Annotated in this window: 20 protein-coding genes; 5 read left to right on the top strand and 15 right to left on the bottom strand. The window is 63.4% G+C overall.

Features of this window, described 5'->3' with window-relative positions; translation table 11 throughout:
* Positions 1-262 precede the first annotated feature (262 nt).
* The 5 genes from OOZ63_RS17390 to OOZ63_RS17370 form a co-directional block, all read right to left on the bottom strand.
* Complete coding sequence (locus OOZ63_RS17390; protein WP_266006855.1) at positions 263-850, bottom strand: PEP-CTERM sorting domain-containing protein; 588 nt, start codon at positions 848-850, stop codon at positions 263-265.
* Between the two features lie 40 nt (positions 851-890).
* The gene (locus tag OOZ63_RS17385; RefSeq protein ID WP_266006854.1) at positions 891-1,931 is read right to left on the bottom strand and encodes a PEP-CTERM sorting domain-containing protein; all 1,041 of its coding nucleotides are present in this window, start codon (positions 1,929-1,931) and stop codon (positions 891-893) included.
* A 546-nt stretch (positions 1,932-2,477) separates the two neighbouring features.
* The gene (locus OOZ63_RS17380; RefSeq protein ID WP_266006853.1) at positions 2,478-3,539 is read right to left on the bottom strand and encodes a FecR family protein; all 1,062 of its coding nucleotides are present in this window, start codon (positions 3,537-3,539) and stop codon (positions 2,478-2,480) included.
* A gap of 2 nt (positions 3,540-3,541) precedes the next feature.
* Positions 3,542-4,018: an RNA polymerase sigma factor gene (locus tag OOZ63_RS17375; protein ID WP_266006852.1), complete on the bottom strand. Its 477-nt coding sequence runs from the start codon at positions 4,016-4,018 to the stop codon at positions 3,542-3,544.
* A 17-nt stretch (positions 4,019-4,035) separates the two neighbouring features.
* On the bottom strand, positions 4,036-4,266 hold the full coding sequence (locus OOZ63_RS17370; RefSeq protein WP_266006851.1) for a hypothetical protein: 231 nt from the start codon (positions 4,264-4,266) through the stop codon (positions 4,036-4,038).
* A gap of 568 nt (positions 4,267-4,834) precedes the next feature.
* Between OOZ63_RS17370 and OOZ63_RS17365 the strand changes: the two genes are divergently transcribed.
* Positions 4,835-5,110, top strand: a complete 276-nt coding sequence (locus tag OOZ63_RS17365) for a helix-turn-helix transcriptional regulator (RefSeq protein WP_323055762.1) — start codon at positions 4,835-4,837, stop codon at positions 5,108-5,110.
* On the opposite strand, the gene OOZ63_RS17360 is transcribed toward OOZ63_RS17365, so the two are convergent.
* Positions 5,033-5,353 carry a hypothetical protein gene (locus OOZ63_RS17360; protein WP_266006998.1) on the bottom strand — a complete coding sequence of 107 codons (321 nt, stop codon included), beginning with the start codon at positions 5,351-5,353 and terminating at the stop codon, positions 5,033-5,035. The two genes, OOZ63_RS17365 and OOZ63_RS17360, sit on opposite strands and share 78 nt — an antisense overlap.
* Before the next feature lie 258 nt (positions 5,354-5,611).
* Between OOZ63_RS17360 and OOZ63_RS17355 the strand changes: the two genes are divergently transcribed.
* A complete protein-coding gene (locus OOZ63_RS17355) occupies positions 5,612-5,917 on the top strand; it encodes a helix-turn-helix domain-containing protein (protein ID WP_266006993.1) in 306 nt (101 codons plus the stop codon).
* Positions 5,918-6,106: 189 nt separating this feature from the next.
* On the opposite strand, the gene OOZ63_RS17350 is transcribed toward OOZ63_RS17355, so the two are convergent.
* Together OOZ63_RS17350 and OOZ63_RS17345 are read right to left on the bottom strand one after the other, a co-directional pair.
* On the bottom strand, positions 6,107-7,174 hold the full coding sequence (locus OOZ63_RS17350) for a pirin family protein (RefSeq protein WP_266006849.1): 1,068 nt from the start codon (positions 7,172-7,174) through the stop codon (positions 6,107-6,109).
* 472 nt (positions 7,175-7,646) lie between these two features.
* Positions 7,647-8,570, bottom strand: a complete 924-nt coding sequence (locus OOZ63_RS17345; protein WP_266006848.1) for a DMT family transporter — start codon at positions 8,568-8,570, stop codon at positions 7,647-7,649.
* Positions 8,571-8,701: 131 nt separating this feature from the next.
* Between OOZ63_RS17345 and OOZ63_RS17340 the strand changes: the two genes are divergently transcribed.
* Positions 8,702-9,160, top strand: coding sequence for an Lrp/AsnC family transcriptional regulator (locus OOZ63_RS17340; protein ID WP_266006847.1), 459 nt, complete (start codon positions 8,702-8,704; stop codon positions 9,158-9,160).
* A gap of 6 nt (positions 9,161-9,166) precedes the next feature.
* On the opposite strand, the gene OOZ63_RS17335 is transcribed toward OOZ63_RS17340, so the two are convergent.
* The 7 genes from OOZ63_RS17335 to OOZ63_RS17305 form a co-directional block, all read right to left on the bottom strand.
* The gene (locus OOZ63_RS17335; RefSeq protein ID WP_266006846.1) at positions 9,167-10,828 is read right to left on the bottom strand and encodes a tetratricopeptide repeat protein; all 1,662 of its coding nucleotides are present in this window, start codon (positions 10,826-10,828) and stop codon (positions 9,167-9,169) included.
* A gap of 95 nt (positions 10,829-10,923) precedes the next feature.
* Positions 10,924-12,720 carry an aspartate--tRNA ligase gene (aspS, locus tag OOZ63_RS17330; protein WP_137944067.1) on the bottom strand — a complete coding sequence of 599 codons (1,797 nt, stop codon included), beginning with the start codon at positions 12,718-12,720 and terminating at the stop codon, positions 10,924-10,926.
* Between the two features lie 136 nt (positions 12,721-12,856).
* On the bottom strand, positions 12,857-13,489 hold the full coding sequence (locus OOZ63_RS17325) for a DUF502 domain-containing protein (RefSeq protein ID WP_266006845.1): 633 nt from the start codon (positions 13,487-13,489) through the stop codon (positions 12,857-12,859).
* A gap of 27 nt (positions 13,490-13,516) precedes the next feature.
* Positions 13,517-13,813, bottom strand: a complete 297-nt coding sequence (locus OOZ63_RS17320) for an FmdB family zinc ribbon protein (protein ID WP_266006844.1) — start codon at positions 13,811-13,813, stop codon at positions 13,517-13,519.
* An 83-nt stretch (positions 13,814-13,896) separates the two neighbouring features.
* Entirely contained in the window at positions 13,897-15,378 is a 1,482-nt protein-coding gene (locus OOZ63_RS17315) for a sodium:solute symporter family protein (protein WP_266006843.1), read from the bottom strand.
* 109 nt (positions 15,379-15,487) lie between these two features.
* On the bottom strand, positions 15,488-17,047 hold the full coding sequence (gene ubiB, locus OOZ63_RS17310; protein WP_266006842.1) for a ubiquinone biosynthesis regulatory protein kinase UbiB: 1,560 nt from the start codon (positions 17,045-17,047) through the stop codon (positions 15,488-15,490).
* Positions 17,044-17,574 carry a hypothetical protein gene (locus tag OOZ63_RS17305; protein ID WP_266006841.1) on the bottom strand — a complete coding sequence of 177 codons (531 nt, stop codon included), beginning with the start codon at positions 17,572-17,574 and terminating at the stop codon, positions 17,044-17,046. Before OOZ63_RS17305 ends, ubiB begins: the two co-directional genes overlap by 4 nt.
* A gap of 186 nt (positions 17,575-17,760) precedes the next feature.
* On the opposite strand from OOZ63_RS17305, the gene OOZ63_RS17300 reads away from it, so the two are divergent.
* Together OOZ63_RS17300 and OOZ63_RS17295 are read left to right on the top strand one after the other, a co-directional pair.
* Complete coding sequence (locus tag OOZ63_RS17300) at positions 17,761-19,155, top strand: undecaprenyl-phosphate glucose phosphotransferase (protein WP_266006840.1); 1,395 nt, start codon at positions 17,761-17,763, stop codon at positions 19,153-19,155.
* A gap of 38 nt (positions 19,156-19,193) precedes the next feature.
* Complete coding sequence (locus OOZ63_RS17295) at positions 19,194-20,414, top strand: MtrB/PioB family outer membrane beta-barrel protein (RefSeq protein WP_266006839.1); 1,221 nt, start codon at positions 19,194-19,196, stop codon at positions 20,412-20,414.

Here is a 20,414-nt window from a genome sequence, read left to right as displayed (position 1 = left end):
ACCACAGCCAACCCATGCAGCTCGGCCACAGCGTGCCCGTAGCAGTCATCGCCACGACAGCGTTGGGCGCCATTTAACAGTTGAGCTCACCAACCCACCGCGGTTGACAGGCATTTTGGTAGCAAAAGACGAACCAAAATGCCAGCCCGCGCAATGGATCTGGTTAATCGCACACTCATTGATTTTCGCGACTTTCTATATTGCCACCCGGTGTCAGCAGAACACTGCTGTTGATGGGCTGCCGTCCATTGTGTCGCAAATGCTAAAGAGAAAGGCGACGGTCGCGCCCAGAATTAGTGCGGCAAAGGGACAATACAGCAATGCCTGCCAGGCAAAGTAGCCACGTACTTGGTTCAGGAACTGCAGCCGGATTTATATCTATCGCGACGACAGTTTGATCGGTCCACGCCAATCCCGCCCAATTCACTGCTACACCTGTGGCATTGTAGCTTAGTCGGTCTGCTGAAAAACCTGCCATATTAGTCGCAGCATTGATTGACGCGGTTAATATGGGTGATGCATTGGAAAAAACCAGCAGATTCCCAACCTCAATGTAGAGGCCATTTTGATTATAGGATGGCACCGAATTTACATAACCATTGATGCCAACAAAGTCATATATTATTTGGCTATCTGTAACGGTGACCGTAAAGTGGTTCGCGTATCCGGGGCGAGGATTTCCATCAACGATAAACTCAAGCGGAGATGCACCGGGAGCGGTGATTGGGTTCCCTAAAGCATAGAAGCGCGATACTACGGAGCTGCCAAGCAGGTCCACAGCCGAGGCAGGGATTGCAAACGACGCCATGAGACTTCCTATAAAAAGGAAGCGAGACAGAAAAATGGTCATTGATTTAACTCCAGCGTTTGATGTGAATGAAGTCAAAGGCTCAATGACTGGACACGGTCCTTGAGTTCTTTCGGGCGCGGTACTTGACAGCACCCAGCCCAATAAGTCCAACAAACATAAGCAAGGACGTCGTCGGTTCAGGAATCGGTGCTTGGAAGCCTGGATAGGAGAAACCTGCTTGTGATGTGTAGTTACCGTCGATGCCCAGATATGCGGTGTGGAACGCAGATATCTGAGCCGCGCCGGTACCAAGCCATGACTCCGTGCCGCCACTTATCTGCCAACGCAGCAGCAGCGCGCCAGCTGGCGGCGTGAATGTGAAGGAGCGCTCAACAAGGGTTGGCTGATGATCTAGCTGAGTCAGGTTAACTCCCGCAAAGGAGAATCCGAACTCGCTGCTGATTCCGCTGGCATCGACTTCCTTTGTAAACCCAAATCCGACCAAGCCGATGTCATACCCGTCGCCGTCGTACAGCGCTGCTCCAACAAAGAAGTTCGCGACAGCGCCCGGACCCTGGGCCGACATACTGAGCGAATCGACACGCAGGCGGAAGGTCAGCGGGCCCGAATCCGGAAGTATTTCCAGGCGGTCATACACCGTGATAGTGGCACCTGTTGCGCCGATCATGTCAATCTCCGACGAGAGTCTCGCGGCACCTCGAGTTCCATCAAAATCCGCACGGGCTTCAGCGCCTGGACTTGGCGCCAATTGCCGGCCGAATTGATTGAGAAGCTCGGTGTCGGTCAGTGATTTCGCAGCTGCAGGCGAGCCGTAGGTCACTATTGATGCAGTTGACTTGCTGCCAAAAGCCGCCCGCGCGTATTCGGGCAGGTACTCCGGAGATGCGGTCACCCCTTCGACGACGATTCCGGATGCTTGTGGCGGTTCAGCGGCAAGCGCGATTGATATACCGAAAAGACCTACAGCAATCGCTGTCAACTTTTTCGTCGTGCAAATCGAAACGACGTTTACCGCCTTGATAATGTTCCTCATTGCAGCATAGGCAATTGCAAACACCGGCAGATTTAAAAAGAGCAGGCATTTGGCAATGCTGCTCTGGCCAAGCGAGAATTTATTCATGTCGACTCCACACGGCTAGATTTCAGGAAAAATGAAAGCGAGGGTGTTAGGGCAACGCTGAATAAGTACCCAAAATCCGGGTATAGCGCTCGCATGTCCTTCATTTCCAAAGCGGCTCAGACGCGCCCGGAGAATGAGCAGCGCTCCTGACCTTGTTCTGAACGGCGAGCTCGTGCGAGTACGCGCGACGACTTGGTAGCGTTATTTCTTGCAATTGAGCCTGAGGGAATTAGTCAATTGCTGCATCCACAAGTCAGAGGACGATTTGACCGCAGCGGGATATCCGCATCAAGCAAGCGGCTCGAACCTCGCGCAAAGGCAGAGACTTCTAGCCCAGGCCTGACCAGCGGAACCTCTGCGTAGCAACGTTGTTGGCTTCCGCGCGGAAGCCACACATCGGTGACTTTTACTGCGGGCAGCGGGCATCGGACCGCAGTAGCCGAGAGGCTGCATCCAGCGTGCACCCTTAGTTCGCCAGAGTTCCGCTATGGGCACGAAGCACGCCTGAGAGCGGCCTGCCAGCGGCTTGATTGCCGCGCCGGCCCATTACTTGGACAGAAGCTCCACCCCATCCGCGCGCTCGCGCACGGCCAACCCATGCAGCTCGGCCACTGCCCGCGCGAAGCCGACGTTGTCGCCGGTCTTGAACACCCCGCTGACCCGCAGGCTGCCCACCGCGTCCGAACTGGCCACACGGATCGGCATCGCGGCATAGCGGTTCATCTCGGCCACAGCCTCGAGCAGCGACACATCGTCGAAGATAGCCTCTCCGCGCTTCCAGGCCAGCACCTGATCCACTTGAGGCCTGTCCATCTGCGGCTTGGGTAACGCTCCCGCCTGACCACGAGATCGGCCGGCAACCCGCAGGCGCTGCCCCGGCACCATCTCCATGGCCGCCACGAACTCGGTCGAGGGCGAGCCTTCGGTCGCACCGCGCACCACCACCCTGCCCTCGACCAGCGTGATGTCCAAGGCATCTGGACGGCCCTCGATGGCCGGCGTATAGCGCACCACAAACGCCGTGCCCGTGGCCGTCACCTCCGAACCCGCAGCTCGCACGACGAAAGGCCGGCTAGCGTCCTTGGCCACCTCGAACAGCGCCTCGCCGCCCAGAACCTCCACGGTGCGCCGTGACGACCCGAGCTCAACCCTGACCCGCGTCGAGGTGTTCATCGACATCCGCGTGCCGTCTTGCAGCATCACAAGGCGCTGCTCGCCCACGCCGGTGTCGTAGCGGTCCCCGCCCCACCAAGGGCCGAGCACCAGCACGCCGGCCAGGACTGCCGTTGTCAGTGCCGCAGCAAGGGGCCATGGCTTGAAGCGCCGCCCTTCCCTTGCAGCCGGCTCGGGTTGTCGGTCTGCCGCCGCACGCGCCACCGCCGCCCGGTCTACGCCCGCCGCTTCCATCCACAGATCCGTCCCGCGCTCGAAGGCCAGGCGATGTGCCGCCGAGCGGGCCTGCCAGGCCCGGCATTCGCGCTCCATAAGGTGGGATCGGTGTGGCCCGTGCAGCCGCGCAATCCACACTGCCGCCTCGGCTGCGATCTCCTGGGTCACCAGGGGCTCGGAGCCTTCCTCTGCACTGCCCCGCTCCGCCTTCGAACGCACGCCTACCAGTCCTTCATCAAGGTGATGAGCTGCATCGTAGCCTTCGCAACATGCTTCTCCACCGTGCTGATGCTCAAGCCCTGCTGGTCGGCGATCTCCCGGTAGGTCAGCCCGTCGACACGGTGAGCCAGGAAGATCTCGCGTGGCTTCTCGCCCAGGCGGCCCAGGCATTGCTCCAGCCGCGCCAGGCGTTCACGGCCCAGCACCACCGATTCGACCGGCGGCGAGTCATCCACCAGGATGACTTCCTCCAGCACCACTTGCTCGCCGTGCACCACCCGCGCCCGGTGGGCGTCGATGGACAGATTGATCGCGGTGCGCATCAGGAAGGCCTCGGGCTCCAGCACCACCTGCTCGCGCTCGTAGCTGGCCAGCCGTGCAAAGGCCTCCTGGATGTAGTCATCGGTCTCCTGGGTCGTCCCACGGCGCCTGAGCGCCGAGCGGATGCGGGAGAAGACCGCAGGCAATTGCTTCTTCATGATGAACCCTCCCAGGGTCAGTGGCCCAGTGACGCCAAGCCGGCTGCATCGGCGCCGACAACACGCAGCCTGGGCCGAGCCAACCCAGACAGCTTGGAGAACTTGAGCCGCAACTCGTCCCGAGACAGCGTCTGACTCACGAACGACACCGCCGCGGCAACATCGGCAAAGGGACCATGGCGAGCCACGGCGCGGCGCAAGCCATGCCCCAGCTGCTCCAGCACCTCAGGCCAGTTGGGTGACGACACGACCGCCCTGCCCGTTCCCGGACCGGCGAGAAGGCGTTCCTGCGCGGCACGAGCCGCGCGAACGCCAGAAGCCTCCCGGACCGCACGCCGACGTTCGGCGCGGAGCCCAACAAGGCTGGAAGCAGCAGGCGCATCGCCCCGGCCCAGGATCTGCCGGAACGGCGGCAACACCTTGCCCCCCGGGCACACGGTCTGGGCATCAGCATCGGACGCGCACACCAGTGAGATCTTGTCGATGTCCCTAGAGCTCAGGTCGGCCCAGGTACCTCTCCAAAACGTCGAGCCCATAGGTGTCCCAGGCCACGCCCCGAGCGCTTCCGAATCGCAGTCCGTAGGCACGTCTACCGCCCAGTTCGCGCGCGTCGCAGTGCTCACCACCTCAAGCAGCTGACCTCCAACTTGAGAGCTGAAGTAGCAGCCGCAGAGTGCCGTCGGTGACCGTGAATTCACATTGGTCGAGGTCCTCGTCATCGCAAGCTCCCGCAAAAAGACAGATCTTGCATGGGCAAATTCCAACTATGGTTGGCAGACAAATAGTATCAGTCCGGCCAAATTCCTCCAACCATAGTTGGAGGAGTTCTTGGATCTTATAACTGCATTTGGAGGCGTCCTGCGCGGCTTGCGGAAGAAGGCTGGCCTGACACAGGAGCAACTTGGCTTTGAAGCTGAGTTAGAGCGCAACTTCATCAGCATGCTGGAGCGAGGCGAGCGCCAGCCCACGTTGACAACGCTAGTGAAGTTGGCCAAGCCGCTTGGGACCAAAGCTTCACGCATAGTTGCCCTTGTCGAGCTGGCTGCGGGCATGTCGAGCGATGTAGGAAAGCAGAGAGACCGACAGTCCTAGGCTCGATGACGTCCTCCAACTCCATCGGCTCAAAGTGCACCAGCCGCGCCCGGAGGTCGTCGATCGACAGATTGACGCGGTGCGCATAAGGAAGGCCTCGGGCTCCAGCACGACCTGCTCACGCTCGCAGCTGACCAACCGCACACACGCGTCCTGGATGTAGTCATCGGTCTCCTCGGCCGAGCCACGGCGCCTCAGCGCCGAGCGGATACAGGAGAAGACCGCAGGCAGTTGCTCTTCCATGGTGAACCATCCCAGGGTCAGTGAGCCAGTGACGCAAAGCCGGCCGCATCGGCACCGACAAAACGCTGACAGGGCCGCGCCGACCCAGACTGCTTAGAGCGCTTGAGCCGCAACTCGTCCATCACTGAGTAGCTAGTCGCCCGAGCAAGAGTTCTGACCATGGAGGCGGCTCCCGAACCTTCGCGTGACTCATCGGCGGAACGCAATGAGTTAACTATAACGTGGTTTAGATTGAATGAAAAGTACACGCTGCTCAATATGCAGAAGCGTGCAATTCAAAGGGGGAGACCCGTCGGCGCAACAACGTTCGAGGCAGCGCCAGCGCGAGCGTTTGGTGCTGCGGTACGAGCAATACGTACCGAGGACGGAATTGCTCAGGAAGCGCTCGCACTACTGGCTGGCGTCGAGCGGTCCCATATGGGCAAGATCGAGCGCGGCGAACACATGCCAACGCTCGCAATGATCCTCAAACTTGCAAATGCGCTGGGTCGCAGCTCAGCTGAACTGATGCTCGAAACAGAAGCGCGACTATCGGCCGAATGGAGCGCTCCTAGCGCTGATTGATCGGTAACCGATCCAATGATGAGGCGCAGCTCGCGCCTGCTGTAGGTCAGTGGCAACGCGAGGGCGCTTCGCGCGGGCAGGTTTGTCTCTGCAGCAGGGTTGATCAGGGCTCATCGAAGGCTTCCGATCGACCATTGATTCTGCACATGCAGATTCACCGTCCACCATTGACCTTCTGGCCCCGTCCGCCTACTCCAACGAGGGGTACTGCTCTGTCCGGCCATCAGCGTGCCGCGCGAAGCGGCCTCCTTCGTCACCATGGACTGGCGCGGGGTCAGGCCAAGGCCAGCCGCCGAACTCGGTGCGGCGGTAGTCTTCAAACGCCTGTCGCAGCTCCTGCTCGGTGTTCATCACAAACGGCCCGTACTGAGCCACGGACTCGCCGATGGGGCGGCCTTGCAGCATCAGCACCTCAGCAGTTTCATCGCCATTGATCAGCACAATGTTGGCGCCTGCCCGAACTTCGATGGAGGAGCCTACGGGTATGGCCTGAGCATCGATAGTGATCTGGGTACCGGCAAAGAAGTACAGCTTGCGGCGTGTGCCGTTGCCCGTCGCCGCTGGCAGCACCCATTGCGCACCGGGCTCCATGCGCAGCGTCCAAATGGCCACGTCCGCGTGCTGGCGCGAGGCCCACGAATCTGGCGGCGGCGCCAGGGGCTTGGTCAGATTTGCATTTGCGGCGAGGGGAAGCTCACCTGCGATCACCACCACTCCGGTGGCGCGCCCCAACTGATCGACGAAGCGATGCCTGGGGATGTCCTGCGACCAGAACATCGTGAAGTGCGGGTCAACCATCTTGCTGTCCGCCGGCAGGTTGAGCCAGATCTGAAACAGCTCCAGCGAATTGGGCTTTTCCGTATGCAGCAAAGGGAACATCTCCGCATGAACAATGCCCTTTCCGGCTGTGAGCCATTGCACATCACCGCCCCCGAAACGCGCGCCGGCGCCGAGCGAGTCAGAGTGGTCGATACGGCCTTTGCGCACGATGGTCACCGTCTCGAACCCGCGGTGCGGATGGGCGGGGAATCCGGGCACCTGCTGGCCGTGATACATGCTCCAGCCGTTCTTGCGCGAAAAGTCCGATCCGATCTGCCGGCCAGCCAGCAGTGCCGAGTCCGGCCCATAGCGGCCATTGCCAGGCGGATACGCGTCGTCATGGTGCACGCAAAAGAGAAACGGGTCGAGGGACTCCCAGGGCATGCCGAGAGGCTGGACGTCCACGATGGAAGACGAAGGCGGGTCGTTGGGGCTCATAGCAATTCTCCGAATACCCCCACACCCTAGCGCGATATGGCAGCCCTCTGTTAGCTGATGTTCTATTCGCCGCACGGGCGAGGGGCTTGTGCGCTTCCTGCAGGATGGCACCTTGACTGGCCGGGCGGTCCTGCCACCCGAAATCGCGGTGCTGATGACCCCGGCTCTCAGCGGCGACGGATCGCCTGTCTGGGTGCCCCACGGAATCTCCTTGGGGGCGCCGTCCACAGGTACGTACTTCGCCGGCGGCTACGCCAGGCAGTTCATCTGCGTCCAATCATCTTTGCAAGTGGTAGTTGCCTAGACGTAGGCTGTTTCGCGGGAGCGCAATCAACGCGGTCAGACAAAGCAACTGATTCGAGGGCGACTATTTCAGGCGCTGCAGGAGCGGGCCGCATGAGGCGAGCGCCGATCGCTAGGCCCTCAGTCGGCGCCGCAGATCGAGGGATCTCTAGTCTCTTGATCGGCCCCCTCAGCGTACTTGTCGCTGGCTCCACAGCACACCGGCCACGATCAGCCCCATTCCCACCAAGCTGGCCGCCTCGGGCAGCTCACCAAACAGCGGCACGGCCAAGAGGCTGGCCAACACCGGCGTCAGCGCGCCCATGCTGGTGCTGCGCTGCGCACCCAGACGGGCCACGGCATAGCCATAGCTGAGCGTCGAGACCAGCCCCACACCGACGCTTTGGAGCAGCACTTGCAGCAACAGCTGATCGGAGGACAGGGTCGGCAACACCAGTGGCCCCTGGCCTAACTGCCAGAAAAGCCAGGGCAGCAGTAAAGCCAGCGAGACCGTCGAGATCAGCGCTGCCGCCTCCAGCGGCGCCAGTCGCGCCTCACGAAGGGCCAGTGTGTAGGCCGACCACATCAGGCTGCCCAGCAGAAATAGGCCGTAGCCCTGGGCCAAGCCGGCCTGGCCAGATTTGAGCGCCAGCATGGTCGCGACGCCGGCAGCAATGCACAGCAGGGCCGGCCAGCGCGCCAGGGCCTGGCGGCCATGCAGGGCCGCCGCCAGCAAGGCGGTGAACAGCGGTAGCGTTCCCGGGATCAAGGTAGCGCCGTCGACCACCGGCGCATGGCGCATGCCCCAGCCGGCGATCAAGAAGTAAGGCAGACCGGCACCGGCAACGATCAGCAGCCACAGCCGCGCCGGCAGCGCTGCAAAGCGGGCCCGCCGACGCCACAGCAGCGGCGCCAGCAGCAAGCCCGCCGGCCCGAAACGCAGCAGAGCCAGCTCGGCCGGCGGCAGCGCGGCGCGAGCGCCGGCGCGCAGCGAGATGAAGAAGCCGGCCCAGATCAACAGGGTCAAGGCCAGCGCGGCCCAGCCGGCCAGTTCGGAGCGGGCTGTCGAGGTTGAGGGAGAGCCGATCAGGCCCGGGGACGCAGGAGAAGACATCAGCAATCGGGGTAGAGAACGGGCTCAATTTTCGAGCGCCGCCTCTGGCGATTTCAGCCCATCTCAACCTGAGATAGCCTTGATTGAGGCTCTTTCAGCCAATAATTCGCCATTCCTTGACTGATTGCGCTATGGACCGTATCGACACCCAATTGCTGGAGCTGCTGCAGCGCGAGGGCCGGCTGACGATTGCCGAGCTGGCCGAGCGGGTGGGTCTGTCGCAAAGCCCCTGCGCACGCCGGCTCAAACGCCTGGAAGACGGCGGTCTGATCGCCGGCTACCGCGCGGTGCTGGACCGCAAGGCGGTCCAGCTGGCGACAACGGTGTTCGTCAACGTGCGGCTGATGCACCACCGCGAGGATGCGGTCCAGCAGTTCGAGGCCGCGATGCAGGCAATGGCCGAGGTAATCAGCTGCCATGTGGTGTCTGGCAGCCACGACTATCTGCTTGAGGTCGTGGTCGGCGAGCTCAGCGACTACGAGCTGATCGTGCGCCGGCTACAGGCCCTGCCGGTGGTGCAGGACATCAACAGCAGCTTCGCCATTCGCAGCGTCAAGAGCGGCGCGCCGCTGCCACTGCGCATGCGTTGATCCCGCTCAGCTCTCCCGCAGCACGCGCTCGATACGCGCCGCTCCGGCGCGGATCGAGCCGGCCAGATCGAGCAGTTGCTGGCGGTTGATCACCTCGCCGGCCAGCAACTCGCTGATGCGCTCGGCATGGCTCGCCAGCGTCGCGAGCTCACCCAACGCCAACCGCTGCGGCTGGGCCTTGCCGACCTGGGCCAGCGAGGCCAGCAGCCGCCCCAGCAGCGCGGCCAGGCGCTCAGCGCGGCTGATGTCGGCGCGCGACCAGGCAGCCCCGCCCTCGCGTTGCAGCCACAGCAAGGCCACGACATGGCCGTTCAGGCGCAAGCCCAGGTCCAGGCATGACAGGCCGGCTGCGTCTGCCAGCGCCTCGTGCAGCTCGGCTCGCCAGGGGTGCTGCTCGGCGATGCTGCACTGCAGGGGTTCGTCGGCCCGCGTCATCGCGTCGAGGTAGCCGGGCATCCGACCAGCCTGCAGGGGCCGACTCGCGGGCGCCCCGTCCAGGCCGTGGTAGAGCCCGTCGCTATCACGCTCCCACCACAGCTGCAGTTGCTGCAGACCCAGCGCCTCGATCAGTTGCGGCCGCAGACGCATCCAGGCGCGCTCGAAATCGGCCGCCCCGGCCAATGTCCAGACCTGGCTGGACAGGCTCAGCAACAAGGCATCGGCACCCAACGGGTCGGTGTCGAAGCGGGCAAGGGCCTCCAGCTGGGCCGGCAACTGGCCCTGGTGCAGACTGGACTCCAGGCGTTGGCGCTGCTGCATATGGTGCCAGCTCGGGCCCAGCTCGCCCTGCTCGCGCATCAGCTCGCCCAGACGCCCGTGGGCCGCCGCTTGCAGCGGGCGGGACTGCAGGGCCTCGGCCAGGGTCAGGGCTTGCCCGGCCCAGCCCAGCGCCACATCGCCGCGCTGCAGCTCGGACAGCAGCAGCGCTGCATTGGCCTGCAGCCAGCGGTAGCCGCAGCCCTGCGCCAAGGTCAGGGCCTGCTGCGCCAGGCTCAATGCCTGTGCGAGATCGCCGCTGTCACGGGCGCAGCGCGCGTGCTGGTAGGTCGCCTCGGCGCGGTAGTCCCGGTGGCCGGCGCGGCGCGCCGCCGTCAGCGCCTCGTCGAGCTCAGGCAGCGCCGCCTGCGGTCCCTGGGTGGCACGCAGTGAGGCGGCGCGGTTCAGCGCAATCTTGGCGCGCATATAGGGATCGCGCTGCAGTTTTGCGTAATGCAGCTCGGCCTGGTCCAGCACCCGGCCGCCTCGTGCCCAGTCGCCCAGTGCATAGCAGAGATGGGCCAGGCCAATTCGGGCCAGACAGGCGCTGCGAGCGTCGTCACTGGCCCAGTCCAGGGTCTGGCTCCAGGCGGTGCAGGCCTGGCTGTAGTCACCGCGCTGGTAGTGCAGCCGGCCCAGCGCCTCGCTGAGCTCGGCAGCCTCGGCCAGCGCGCGCTGAGCTTGCGCCTGTTGCAGCGCCTGCTGCAACTCGGCCTGAAGCTCGGCCGCGCGACCCCAGCGTTCCAGCACGAAGACCGCGCCCAGCAAGGCAGCGCGAGCGCGACAGGCGTCACGCTGGCGCATCGCAGCGCGCAGCTTGGGCAGGGCAAGCGCCGGATGGCGCATCACGATGCGCTCCCAGCGCGCCCTCTCAGCCAAGCCCAGTGTGGATCCCAGATCGGTCTTGTTCATGCCTGCTTCCAAATGCGAGGCGCACAGCATAGCCGGGGGACCAAAAAGAGCGACCTCAGGCGCTCTTTGTTCGATCAAAGTTCCCGCTCGGAACTTCAGGCCGGCGTCACGCCGGCGGCATTGCGCAGGCGGATGTGCAGCTCGCGCAGTTGCTTCTCGTCGACATGGCTCGGTGCACCGGTCAGCAGACACTGGGCGCGCTGAGTCTTGGGGAAGGCAATCACGTCGCGGATCGAATCGGCCTTGGTCATCATCGTGACGATGCGATCCAGACCGAAAGCCAGGCCACCGTGCGGGGGCGCGCCGTACTGCAGCGCGTCCAGCAGGAAGCCGAACTTTTCCTGCGCTTCCTCGGGGCCGATGTTCAGTGCGCTGAACACCTTGCTCTGCACCTCGGCCTTGTGGATACGCACCGAGCCACCGCCCAGCTCCCAACCGTTGAGCACCATGTCGTAGGCCTTGGCGATGCACTCGCCCGGGCTGGTGGTCATCAGGTCCTCGTGGCCGTCCTTGGGCGCTGTGAAGGGATGGTGCACCGCATTCCAGCGACCGCCCTCCTCGTCTTGCTCGAACATCGGGAAGTCCACCACCCACAGCGGCGCCCAGACATCGTTGAACAGGCCCGTACTCTTGCCGAACTCGCTGTGGCCGATCTTCAGGCGCAGCGCGCCGATGCCGTCGTTGACGACCTTGGCCTTGTCGGCACCGAAGAAGATCAGGTCGCCGTCCTGCGCGCCGGTGCGGCTCAGGATGTCTGCAATCGCCTGGTCATGCAGGTTCTTGACGATGGGCGACTGCAGGCCTTCGCGGCCCTTGGCCACTTCGTTGACCTTGATCCAGGCCAGGCCCTTGGCGCCGTAGATCTTGACGAACTCGGTGTAGCTGTCGATCTCGCCACGGCTCATTGCGGCGCCGCCGGGCACGCGCAGCGCGACGACGCGGCCGCCCTTGGTGGTGGCCGGGGTCGAGAAGACCTTGAAGTCAACATCACCCATCACATCGGTCAGCTCGGTGAACTCGAGCTTGACGCGCAGATCGGGCTTGTCCGAACCGAAGCGGTGCATCGCCTCCGAGTACTTCATCACCGGGTAGTCGCCCAGTTCGACGTTCAGCGCCTTGCGGAAGACATGGCGGATCATGCCCTCGAACATCGCACGGATCTCCTCTTCGGTCAGGAAGGAAGTCTCGATATCGATCTGGGTGAACTCGGGCTGGCGGTCGGCGCGCAGATCCTCGTCGCGGAAGCACTTGGTGATCTGGTAGTAGCGGTCGAAGCCGGCCACCATCAACAGCTGCTTGAAGAGCTGGGGCGATTGCGGCAGCGCGAAGAACATGCCGTCGTGCACGCGGCTGGGCACCAGGTAGTCGCGCGCGCCTTCCGGCGTGCTCTTGGTCAGCATCGGGGTCTCGATGTCGACAAAGCCCTGCTCGTCGAGGAACTTGCGCACTTCCATGGCCACGCGGTAGCGCAGCATCATGTTGTTCTGCATGTACGGGCGGCGCAGATCCAGCACGCGATGCGTCAGGCGCGTCGTCTCCGACAGGTTCTCATCGTCAAGCTGGAAGGGCGGCGTCACCGAGGGGTTCAGCACTTCCAGCTCCAGGCACAGCACCTCGACCTTGCCGCTGGTCAGGGCCACGTTTTCAGTGCCGGCCGGGCGCGCGCGCACCTTGCCGACGATCTTCAGACAGAACTCGTTGCGCACGTCGGACGCAATCTTGAACATCTCGGCGCGATCAGGGTCGCAGACGATCTGCACGATGCCTTCGCGGTCGCGCAGGTCGATGAAGATCACGCCGCCATGATCGCGGCGGCGGTGGGCCCAGCCCATCAGGGTCACGGTTTGGTCGAGCAGCTTCTCGCTGACTTGGCCGGCATAACAGGTTCGCATGGTGTTCTCCGAAATCTTGGGTGGCCGCTGGTTCTGGCGCGGCCGGGGGTCATATCTTTTAGAGGCGCTGGCGGGGCTTCTCGGTCAGGCACCGATCACCCTCAGGGCTGAGCACTTGCCGGGGCGCTCAGCCCGGTCAATTTCGTGCCACTCCAGGCTCGGACGGCGGCACCACGCCCATCGAGATGATGTGCTTGAGGGCGGCGTCAACGCTCATGTCCAACGGCCGCACACTGGCACGCGGCATCATCAGAAAGAAGCCCGAAGTCGGGTTGGGCGTGGTCGGCACATACAAGCTGACATGCTCTTCGGCGAAATGTCGGGCTGCCTCATTGCTGGGCCGGCCGGTGACGAAAGCAATCGTCCACGAGCCCTGGTGCGGGTACTGCACCAGCACCGCTTCGCGAAAGGCATTGCCGCTGCTGGAGAACAGCGTGTCCGAGACCTGCTTGACCGAGTTGTAGATGCTCTTGACGATGGGCGTGTTGGACAGCACCCGGTGCCACTGGCGCAACCACCACTGGCCAAAGATATTGGTCACGAACACGCCAGTCAGCAGCAGGCCGGTCACCAGTATCACCAGGCCCAGGCCCGGGATATGGCGCAAGGTCTCAATGCTGGCATGCAGGGTCTGCGGCAGCAGCGCCTGCGAGGCGCTCAGCAAGGCCGCGAACACGGCATCGATGATGCCCAGCACCCAAAGCAGCACCCAGATCGTGATGGCCAGCGGCAGCCAGACCAGCAGTCCGGTAATGACGTATTTCTTCACAAGGCTCCTCGCGGACCTGCGCCGAACTCAGTGACTGGCACAGGAGCTCCCGCAGGTGTGCGTGCTGGCGGCGGCCGGCTCGCTGCTGGCGGGCGCTGCAGCAGCCGGTGCGGCGGCTGCGGCTGCTGCAGGGGCGGCGCCGCCGCCCTTGAAATCAGTGGCATACCAGCCCGAACCCTTGAGCTGAAACCCGGCCGCCGTGACCTGCTTGGAGAAGCTCTCGGCCCCACAGGCCGGGCAGGTGGACAGCGGTGCGTCAGACATCTTCTGCAGCACATCCTTGGCGTGACCGCAGGAGGCGCAGCGGTAAGCGTAGATAGGCATGGTCTAAACCGTTGATTTGAAACACGAAATTATAAGGGCCGGCACAGCCGCGCCGGCCCGCTCGGAGATTCGGGCGCTAAACCTCAGTGCTTGTGGCCGTGCGCCAGCGCCTGCTCGTGCTTGATAGCCGCCTCGATCGAGTGCCCGGCGGGCTTGAGCAGCTGCGGTGCCAGCGAGCCCAGCAGCATGCCGATCACCGAGGCGGCAAAGCCGACCAACTGCGGCGGCACCATGGCCTCGGCCGCCGTGAACTCGGCGCCGATCCAGAACAGCAGGCCCAAAACGATGGAGCAGAACGCACCTTGGGTCGAGGCACGCTTCCAGAAGGCCCCGGCCACCAGCGGCACGAAGGCGGCCACCAAGGTCACCTTGTAGGCGTTTTGCACCATCTCGTACATGGTCGAGCGCGAATTCAGCGCGAACAGCAGCGCCCCCAGCGTGAATGTCACCAGCACGATGCGCAGGGTCAGCAGGAACTGCCTGTCGCTCATATGCGGAGCGAAAGGCTTGAGCACGTTCTCGGTGAAGGTGGCGGTGGGGGCAAGCAGGGTGCCGCTGGCCGTGGACAAAATGGCCGAGAGCAGCGCGCCGAAGAACATCACCTGCACCCACACCGGCATCTTGTTGAGGATCAGATCCGGCAGGATGCGCTGCACCGCGCGGCCGTCTTCCGAGCCGAACAGCTGTGCCAGATTCGGATCCATCACCAGGGCCGAGTAGGCAATATAGATAGGCACGGCGGCAAACAGCAGGTAGACGCTCGCACCGATCACGGTGCCACGCACCGCTGTCTTCTCGTCCTTGGCGCTGGTCATGCGCTGGAACACGTCCTGCTGGGGCACCGATCCGAAGGCCACCGTCAGAAAGCCCGCCGCAATGGCCCAGATCATCGCCCCGTCCGCCTCAGGCGGGATCAGGTTGAGCTTGCCGGCCTCGATCGCATGCGAAACCACCGGGCCGACGCCGCCAGCCAGATCACCCACCATATAGGCCACCAAGCTCAAGCCGATGATGATGATCACTGTCTGGAACAAGTCGGTGAAGGCCACCGACCACATGCCGCCGAAGATGGTGTAGATCATCACAACCGCCGCGCCGCCCAGGATCGCGTGGTTCAGCTCGATCGCACCGCCCGAGAGGATGTGGATCACCAGACCCAGCGCCGTCATCTGGGCCGAGGTCCAGCCCAGATAGCTCAGCGTGATCGCGATGCTGGTCAGCACCTCGACACCCTTGCCATAGCGCTTTTTGTAGAAGTCGCCGATGGTCAGCAGGTTCAGTCGGTAAAACAGCCGGGCGAACAGCAGGGCAGCCAGGAAGAGCGCGGCAGAGGCGCCGAACGGGTCTCCGGGGATGCCCGACAGACCGTCCATTGCGAAGGTGGCGGATACCGCCAACACCGTCTCGGCGCCAAACCAGGTGGCGAACACCGTGGCCACATTCATGTACAGCGGCAGGCTGCGACCGGCCACCAGATAGTCCTTGGCGTTGTGCACGCGGCGCGCGGCAAACAAGCCGATGCCGATCGTGATCAGCATGTAGAGAACGACAAAGGTCACCAGCACGGCCGAGCTCCCATCAGGTTGACAACATCAATCAGCAAACGCCAGCGCAAGATTCGCGCCAGCACCGACACAAAAAGGCGCGCAAGTGTAGCCCTGATCGAAGTCGTTTTCAGCTCAGCAGACCGCCTCGCACCAGGATCTGGGCCAGCACGAGCCCGATAGTGAAGCCGATGCCGGTGTAGAGCACCGCCCGCAGCAACCAGTTGGTGCGGCGCTGCTCGCGCAACAGAGCCAGCAGCAGCTGGCTGTCCTGCGGGCCGGCTTGCTTCTTCAGGCTGTCGTGCAGCAGCCGTGGCAGCTCGGGGAAGAGCTGGGCATAGCGCGGCGCCTCCTTCTTGAGCTGATTGACGAAAGCGCGCCAGCCGACCTGCTCATTCATCCAGCGTTCCAGAAAGGGCTTGGCCGTGGCCCAGAGATCCAGCTCGGGGTCGAGCTGGCGACCCAGGCCCTCGATATTCAACAGCGTCTTTTGCAACAACACCAGTTGCGGCTGGATCTCGACATTGAAGCGGCGCGAAGTCTGGAACAGACGCATCAGCACCTGGCCCAGCGAGATGTCCTTGAGCGGTCGATCAAAGTGCGGCTCACAAACGGCCCGCACCGCGCTCTCCAACTCGTCGACCCGGGTCTGGGGCGGCACCCAGCCCGAGGCGATGTGCAGCTCGGCGACGCGCTTGTAGTCGCGCCGGAAAAATGCGATGAAGTTCTGCGCCAGATATTCCTTGTCGACCTCGGTCAGCGTGCCGATGATGCCGAAGTCCAGCGCGATATAGCGGCCAAAGGTGGCCGAGTCCAGACTGACCTGGATATTGCCCGGATGCATATCGGCATGGAAGAAGCCGTCGCGGAACACCTGGGTGAAGAAGATCGTGACCCCGTCGCGGGCGAGCTTCTTGATGTCGATACCGGCCGCACGAAGACGCTCGAGCTGCGAGATCGGCACGCCTGACATCCGCTCCATCACGATGACCTCGGAGCTGCACAGCTCCCAGTGCATCTCCGGGACCATCACCAGATTGAGGTCGGCCATATTGCGGCGCAGCTGGGCCGCGTTCGCGGCCTCACGCACCAGATCGAGCTCGTCATGCAAATAGGTGTCGAACTCGGCCACCACCTCGCGCGGCTTCAGGCGCCGGCCGTCGGCGGAGAGCCGCTCGACCCAGCCGGCCACTGTGCGCAGCAGGGCCATATCGTCTTCAATGATGTCCAGCATGCCGGGCCGCAAGACCTTGACCGCGACCTCGCGGCCATCGTGCAGCACCGCGAAATGCACTTGCGCGATCGAGGCGCTGGCCACGGGCTCGGCATCGAAGCTCTTGAACAGCTCCTGAACCGGTTTGCCAAAAGCCTTCTCGACCAAGGCCCGCGATACCGCGGCCGGGAACGGCGGGACATTGTCTTGAAGGCGCGAGAGCTCCGCGACGATGTCGGCCGGCACCAAATCGCGCCGGGTCGACAGCACCTGTCCGAACTTCACGAAGATCGGCCCCAGATGCTCGAGCGCCAGGCGCAGGCGCACGCCGCGCGGCTGGTCCCAGTTGCGACCCACCGAGATCAGACGTCGCAGCAGGCGCAGGCGGCGCTGACGAAAACCCGAGAGCGCGAGCTCGTCGAGCCCGAAGCGCAGCACCGTCCAGACGATGACCAGCAGGCGAGCGAAATACCTCATGCGCTGCCGCGCCCGGAGGAGCCCCCAGGCATCAGGCCGGCCGCACCACGCGCCAGCGTAGCCAGCCCCTGTGCCGCCGCGCGAGCCCATCGGGCCAGCTGATGCGCCGGCATCGCACCGACCAGTTGAGCGAGATCGTCCTCGATGTCCCAACGCAGGTTGTCCATGAGCCAGCTGATGTCGCCGGCCAGCGCGGCATCCCCCTGCACCGAAACCTGGGGCCGCTCGCCGGTCAGGCTGCCCAAGGCCAGCAAGGCCGGGTTGGAGGCGTCGAGCTCGATGCGCAAGGCGTCGGCCGGCGCGGCGTCAAGCCGCTCTAACAGGCCGGCACGAGTAATGCATAGCACCAGATCTGGAGCCGACGGCAGCAGCGCCGGCCAGCCCCGCAGATGCACCAGCACGGCGCGGCCGGCATGTGGAGCCAGGCGGGCCGTCGCGGCCGCCTCGCGCCCGATGACATGATTGAGCAGCAGGCAGATGCGATCCTGCACAGCCGGGGCGAAGAGGTGGGACCAGTCTTGAAGCATGTTTCTGATTGTAGGCAGGCGCGAGAACCCAGCGAGTTAGGGGGGTCAGGCGCGGAAGGCGTGTCACAGGAATTGAGGGAGAATTCGCGGTCCGTGATCTGACCATGGGAGGCGGGTTGCGGGCGCGTGAGTTGGTAGGTATTGCATTTCGCAAGGCCTAAACCTACGCCCAGGAGCAAAAGGACGATGTTCGAGGATCGCAGTTACAAAAGAACTTTCTATAGCGCACCGCAATCGGTCGAATCCTTGATCGCCGCTTTTCTGGAGCCCGGCATCATTGTCCTGAGCTATCTGCTCGTCAATGCATTTTTCGACGAACCGGTACTGCGCTCCACGCTCACCCTGTGCCTGCTGATATTTGCCCTGACATTTCCGGGCCGCAATCGTTTTGCAGAGCATCCGGCCAGCGCCGGCATCGATGTGCTGAGCTCCTGGGTCATGCTGCTGGCGATTTTGGCGCTGTGCGGTTATGCCACCAGCTCGATGGGTTATTTCGAGAACGAGGTGCTGCTGTGGTGGGCCATCGTCACGCCGCTGGCGCAAATGGTGGCCATCGAGATCGGTCGGCGCCTGCGCCGCTGGATGGGCGCGCGCCCCGAGGCGCGGCGCTCCGCCGTGATCGTCGGCGCCGGGCCGCTCGGTGCCAAGGTGGCCCGGGCGCTGCGAGACGGCAGCGACAGCGGCATTGATTTCCTCGGCTATTTCGACGACCGCCAGGATGAGCGCCTGCACCCCGACGCCAGCAACCGGCTGCTGGGCACGCTGGCCCAGGTCAGCGAACAGGTGCGAGCCCTGGGCGTGCGCGAGGTCTACATCACCTTGCCACTGGGTTCGCAGCCGCGCATCGTGCAGTTGCTTGAGCAACTGCAGGGTACGACCGCCTCGCTCTTCTTTGTGCCCGATGTATTCGGTATTTCCATCATCCAGGGCCGTCTGCAGGACATGAACGGCGTGCCGGTGGTGGGTATCTGCGAAACCCCGTTCACCGGTACCAACGAGCTGATCAAACGCATCAGCGATGTGGTGCTCGCAAGCGTCATTCTGGTACTGATCTCGCCCATCATGCTGGCCCTGGCGATCGGCGTGAAGCTGAGCTCGCCCGGCCCCATCATCTTCAAACAGCGCCGCAACGGCCTGGATGGGGAGGAGATCATCGTCTACAAGTTCCGCTCGATGCGGGCCATGGACAACGGCGCGGTGGTCAAACAGGCCACCAAGGGCGACCCGCGCATCACCAAGTTCGGCGCCTTCATCCGGCGCACCTCGCTGGACGAGCTGCCGCAGTTCATCAATGTGCTGCAGGGCCGCATGAGTATCGTCGGGCCGCGCCCGCATGCGGTCGCGCACAACGAGGAATATCGCCAGCTGATCAAGGCCTATATGGTTCGCCACAAGGTCAAGCCGGGTATTACCGGCTGGGCCCAGGTGAATGGTCTGCGCGGTGAAACCGATACGATCGACAAGATGAAAGCACGGGTCGAGTATGACCTCGAATATCTGCGAAATTGGTCGCTGGGCCTTGATCTACAAATCATCGTTCGCACCGTGCGCCTGGTACTTTTTGACCGCCACGCCTATTGATGGCGTGCCGCGCGGCACTGAATGGAATTGAGGACTGAATGAATATGGCGCAACACCGATATACCCTGCTGACGGCAAGCCTGCTATGCGCTTTGCCGGCCGTGGCCCAGCAAAGCCCTTACTACCTCGGCGCCTCCTTGGGTGTGACCCATGTGTCGAATATCTACCGCAACACCCCGGGCCAGCCGACCAATGACGACAACGTCACCACGGCCACCCTGCTGGCCGGCCTGGATCAGCGAATAGGCCGCCAGCGCCTGTTCGGCGATGCCTCGATTCGCGCCAATCACTATGAAAACAACAGATCACTGCGTAACAACGGTTACGCATTGAATGCAGGTGTTGATTGGCAAACGATAGAGCGGCTGTCGGGTCAGCTGAGCGTCAACTCGAACCGCAGCCTGGCGCAGTTCAACCCCGGCAATGGGGCGCCGAACATCACGAAGAAGAACATCGAGCAAACCGACCAGGCCCGCGCCTCGGTGCGCTACGGCCTGGTGTCGCTGCTATCACTCGAAGGTTCGCTGACGCATCGCCGGCGCGACTACTCGGCCAGCGAGTATGACCGTTACGACTACAGCCAGAACACCGTGTCGTTGGGCCTGACCTGGCGTCCCAGCAGCGCGCTGAGTCTGGGCGTCGCGGGTCGCTACTCGGACGGCAAATACCCGCGATTCAGGACGGTCGCCACTGGCTTTGAGGCTGACGAGTACACCCGCAAGGACATTGACCTGACCGGCACCTGGGTGGCCAGCGGGGCCAGCACCCTCGCTGGTCGGCTGAGCTTTGGCAAGCGCGATGCCAGCCAGGCCACGTCGCGCGACTTTTCCGGCGGTACCGGCAGCATCAGCTGGAAGTGGCAGCCCTCAGCCAAGCTGCTGATCAACAGCAATCTGATGCGGGACAGTGGTGACGAAACATCCTTCCTTGCCATCGGATCGATCGGCGGTATCAGCAGTGACTACAGCCGCATCACCACCTCCGCCAGCGTCAACGCCAGCTATGAGCTCACCGGCAAGATTGTTCTCGACGCAGGGCTCAACTTTGCTGACCGTGATCTGACCGACAGCTTCGGCACCAACACCGTCAAGTCCGGCGACAAGTCCACCTCGCTGAGTTTTGGTGGCCGCTGGGCGGTCACCCGCAGCGCGACCGTGGGCTGCCAGCTCAATCGCGACAAGCGCACCGGCCTTTCCACGCTGTCTACCCCCTACAGCGCCAACAGCTATGGCTGTTACGCGCAGATGATGGTTCGCTGA

Origin of the sequence: Paucibacter sp. PLA-PC-4 (assembly GCF_026241155.1) — a bacterium.
GTDB lineage: Bacteria > Pseudomonadota > Gammaproteobacteria > Burkholderiales > Burkholderiaceae_C > Roseateles_E.
Note: the sequence above shows the minus strand (reverse complement) of the source record. Positions and strands in the feature narration are given on the sequence as shown.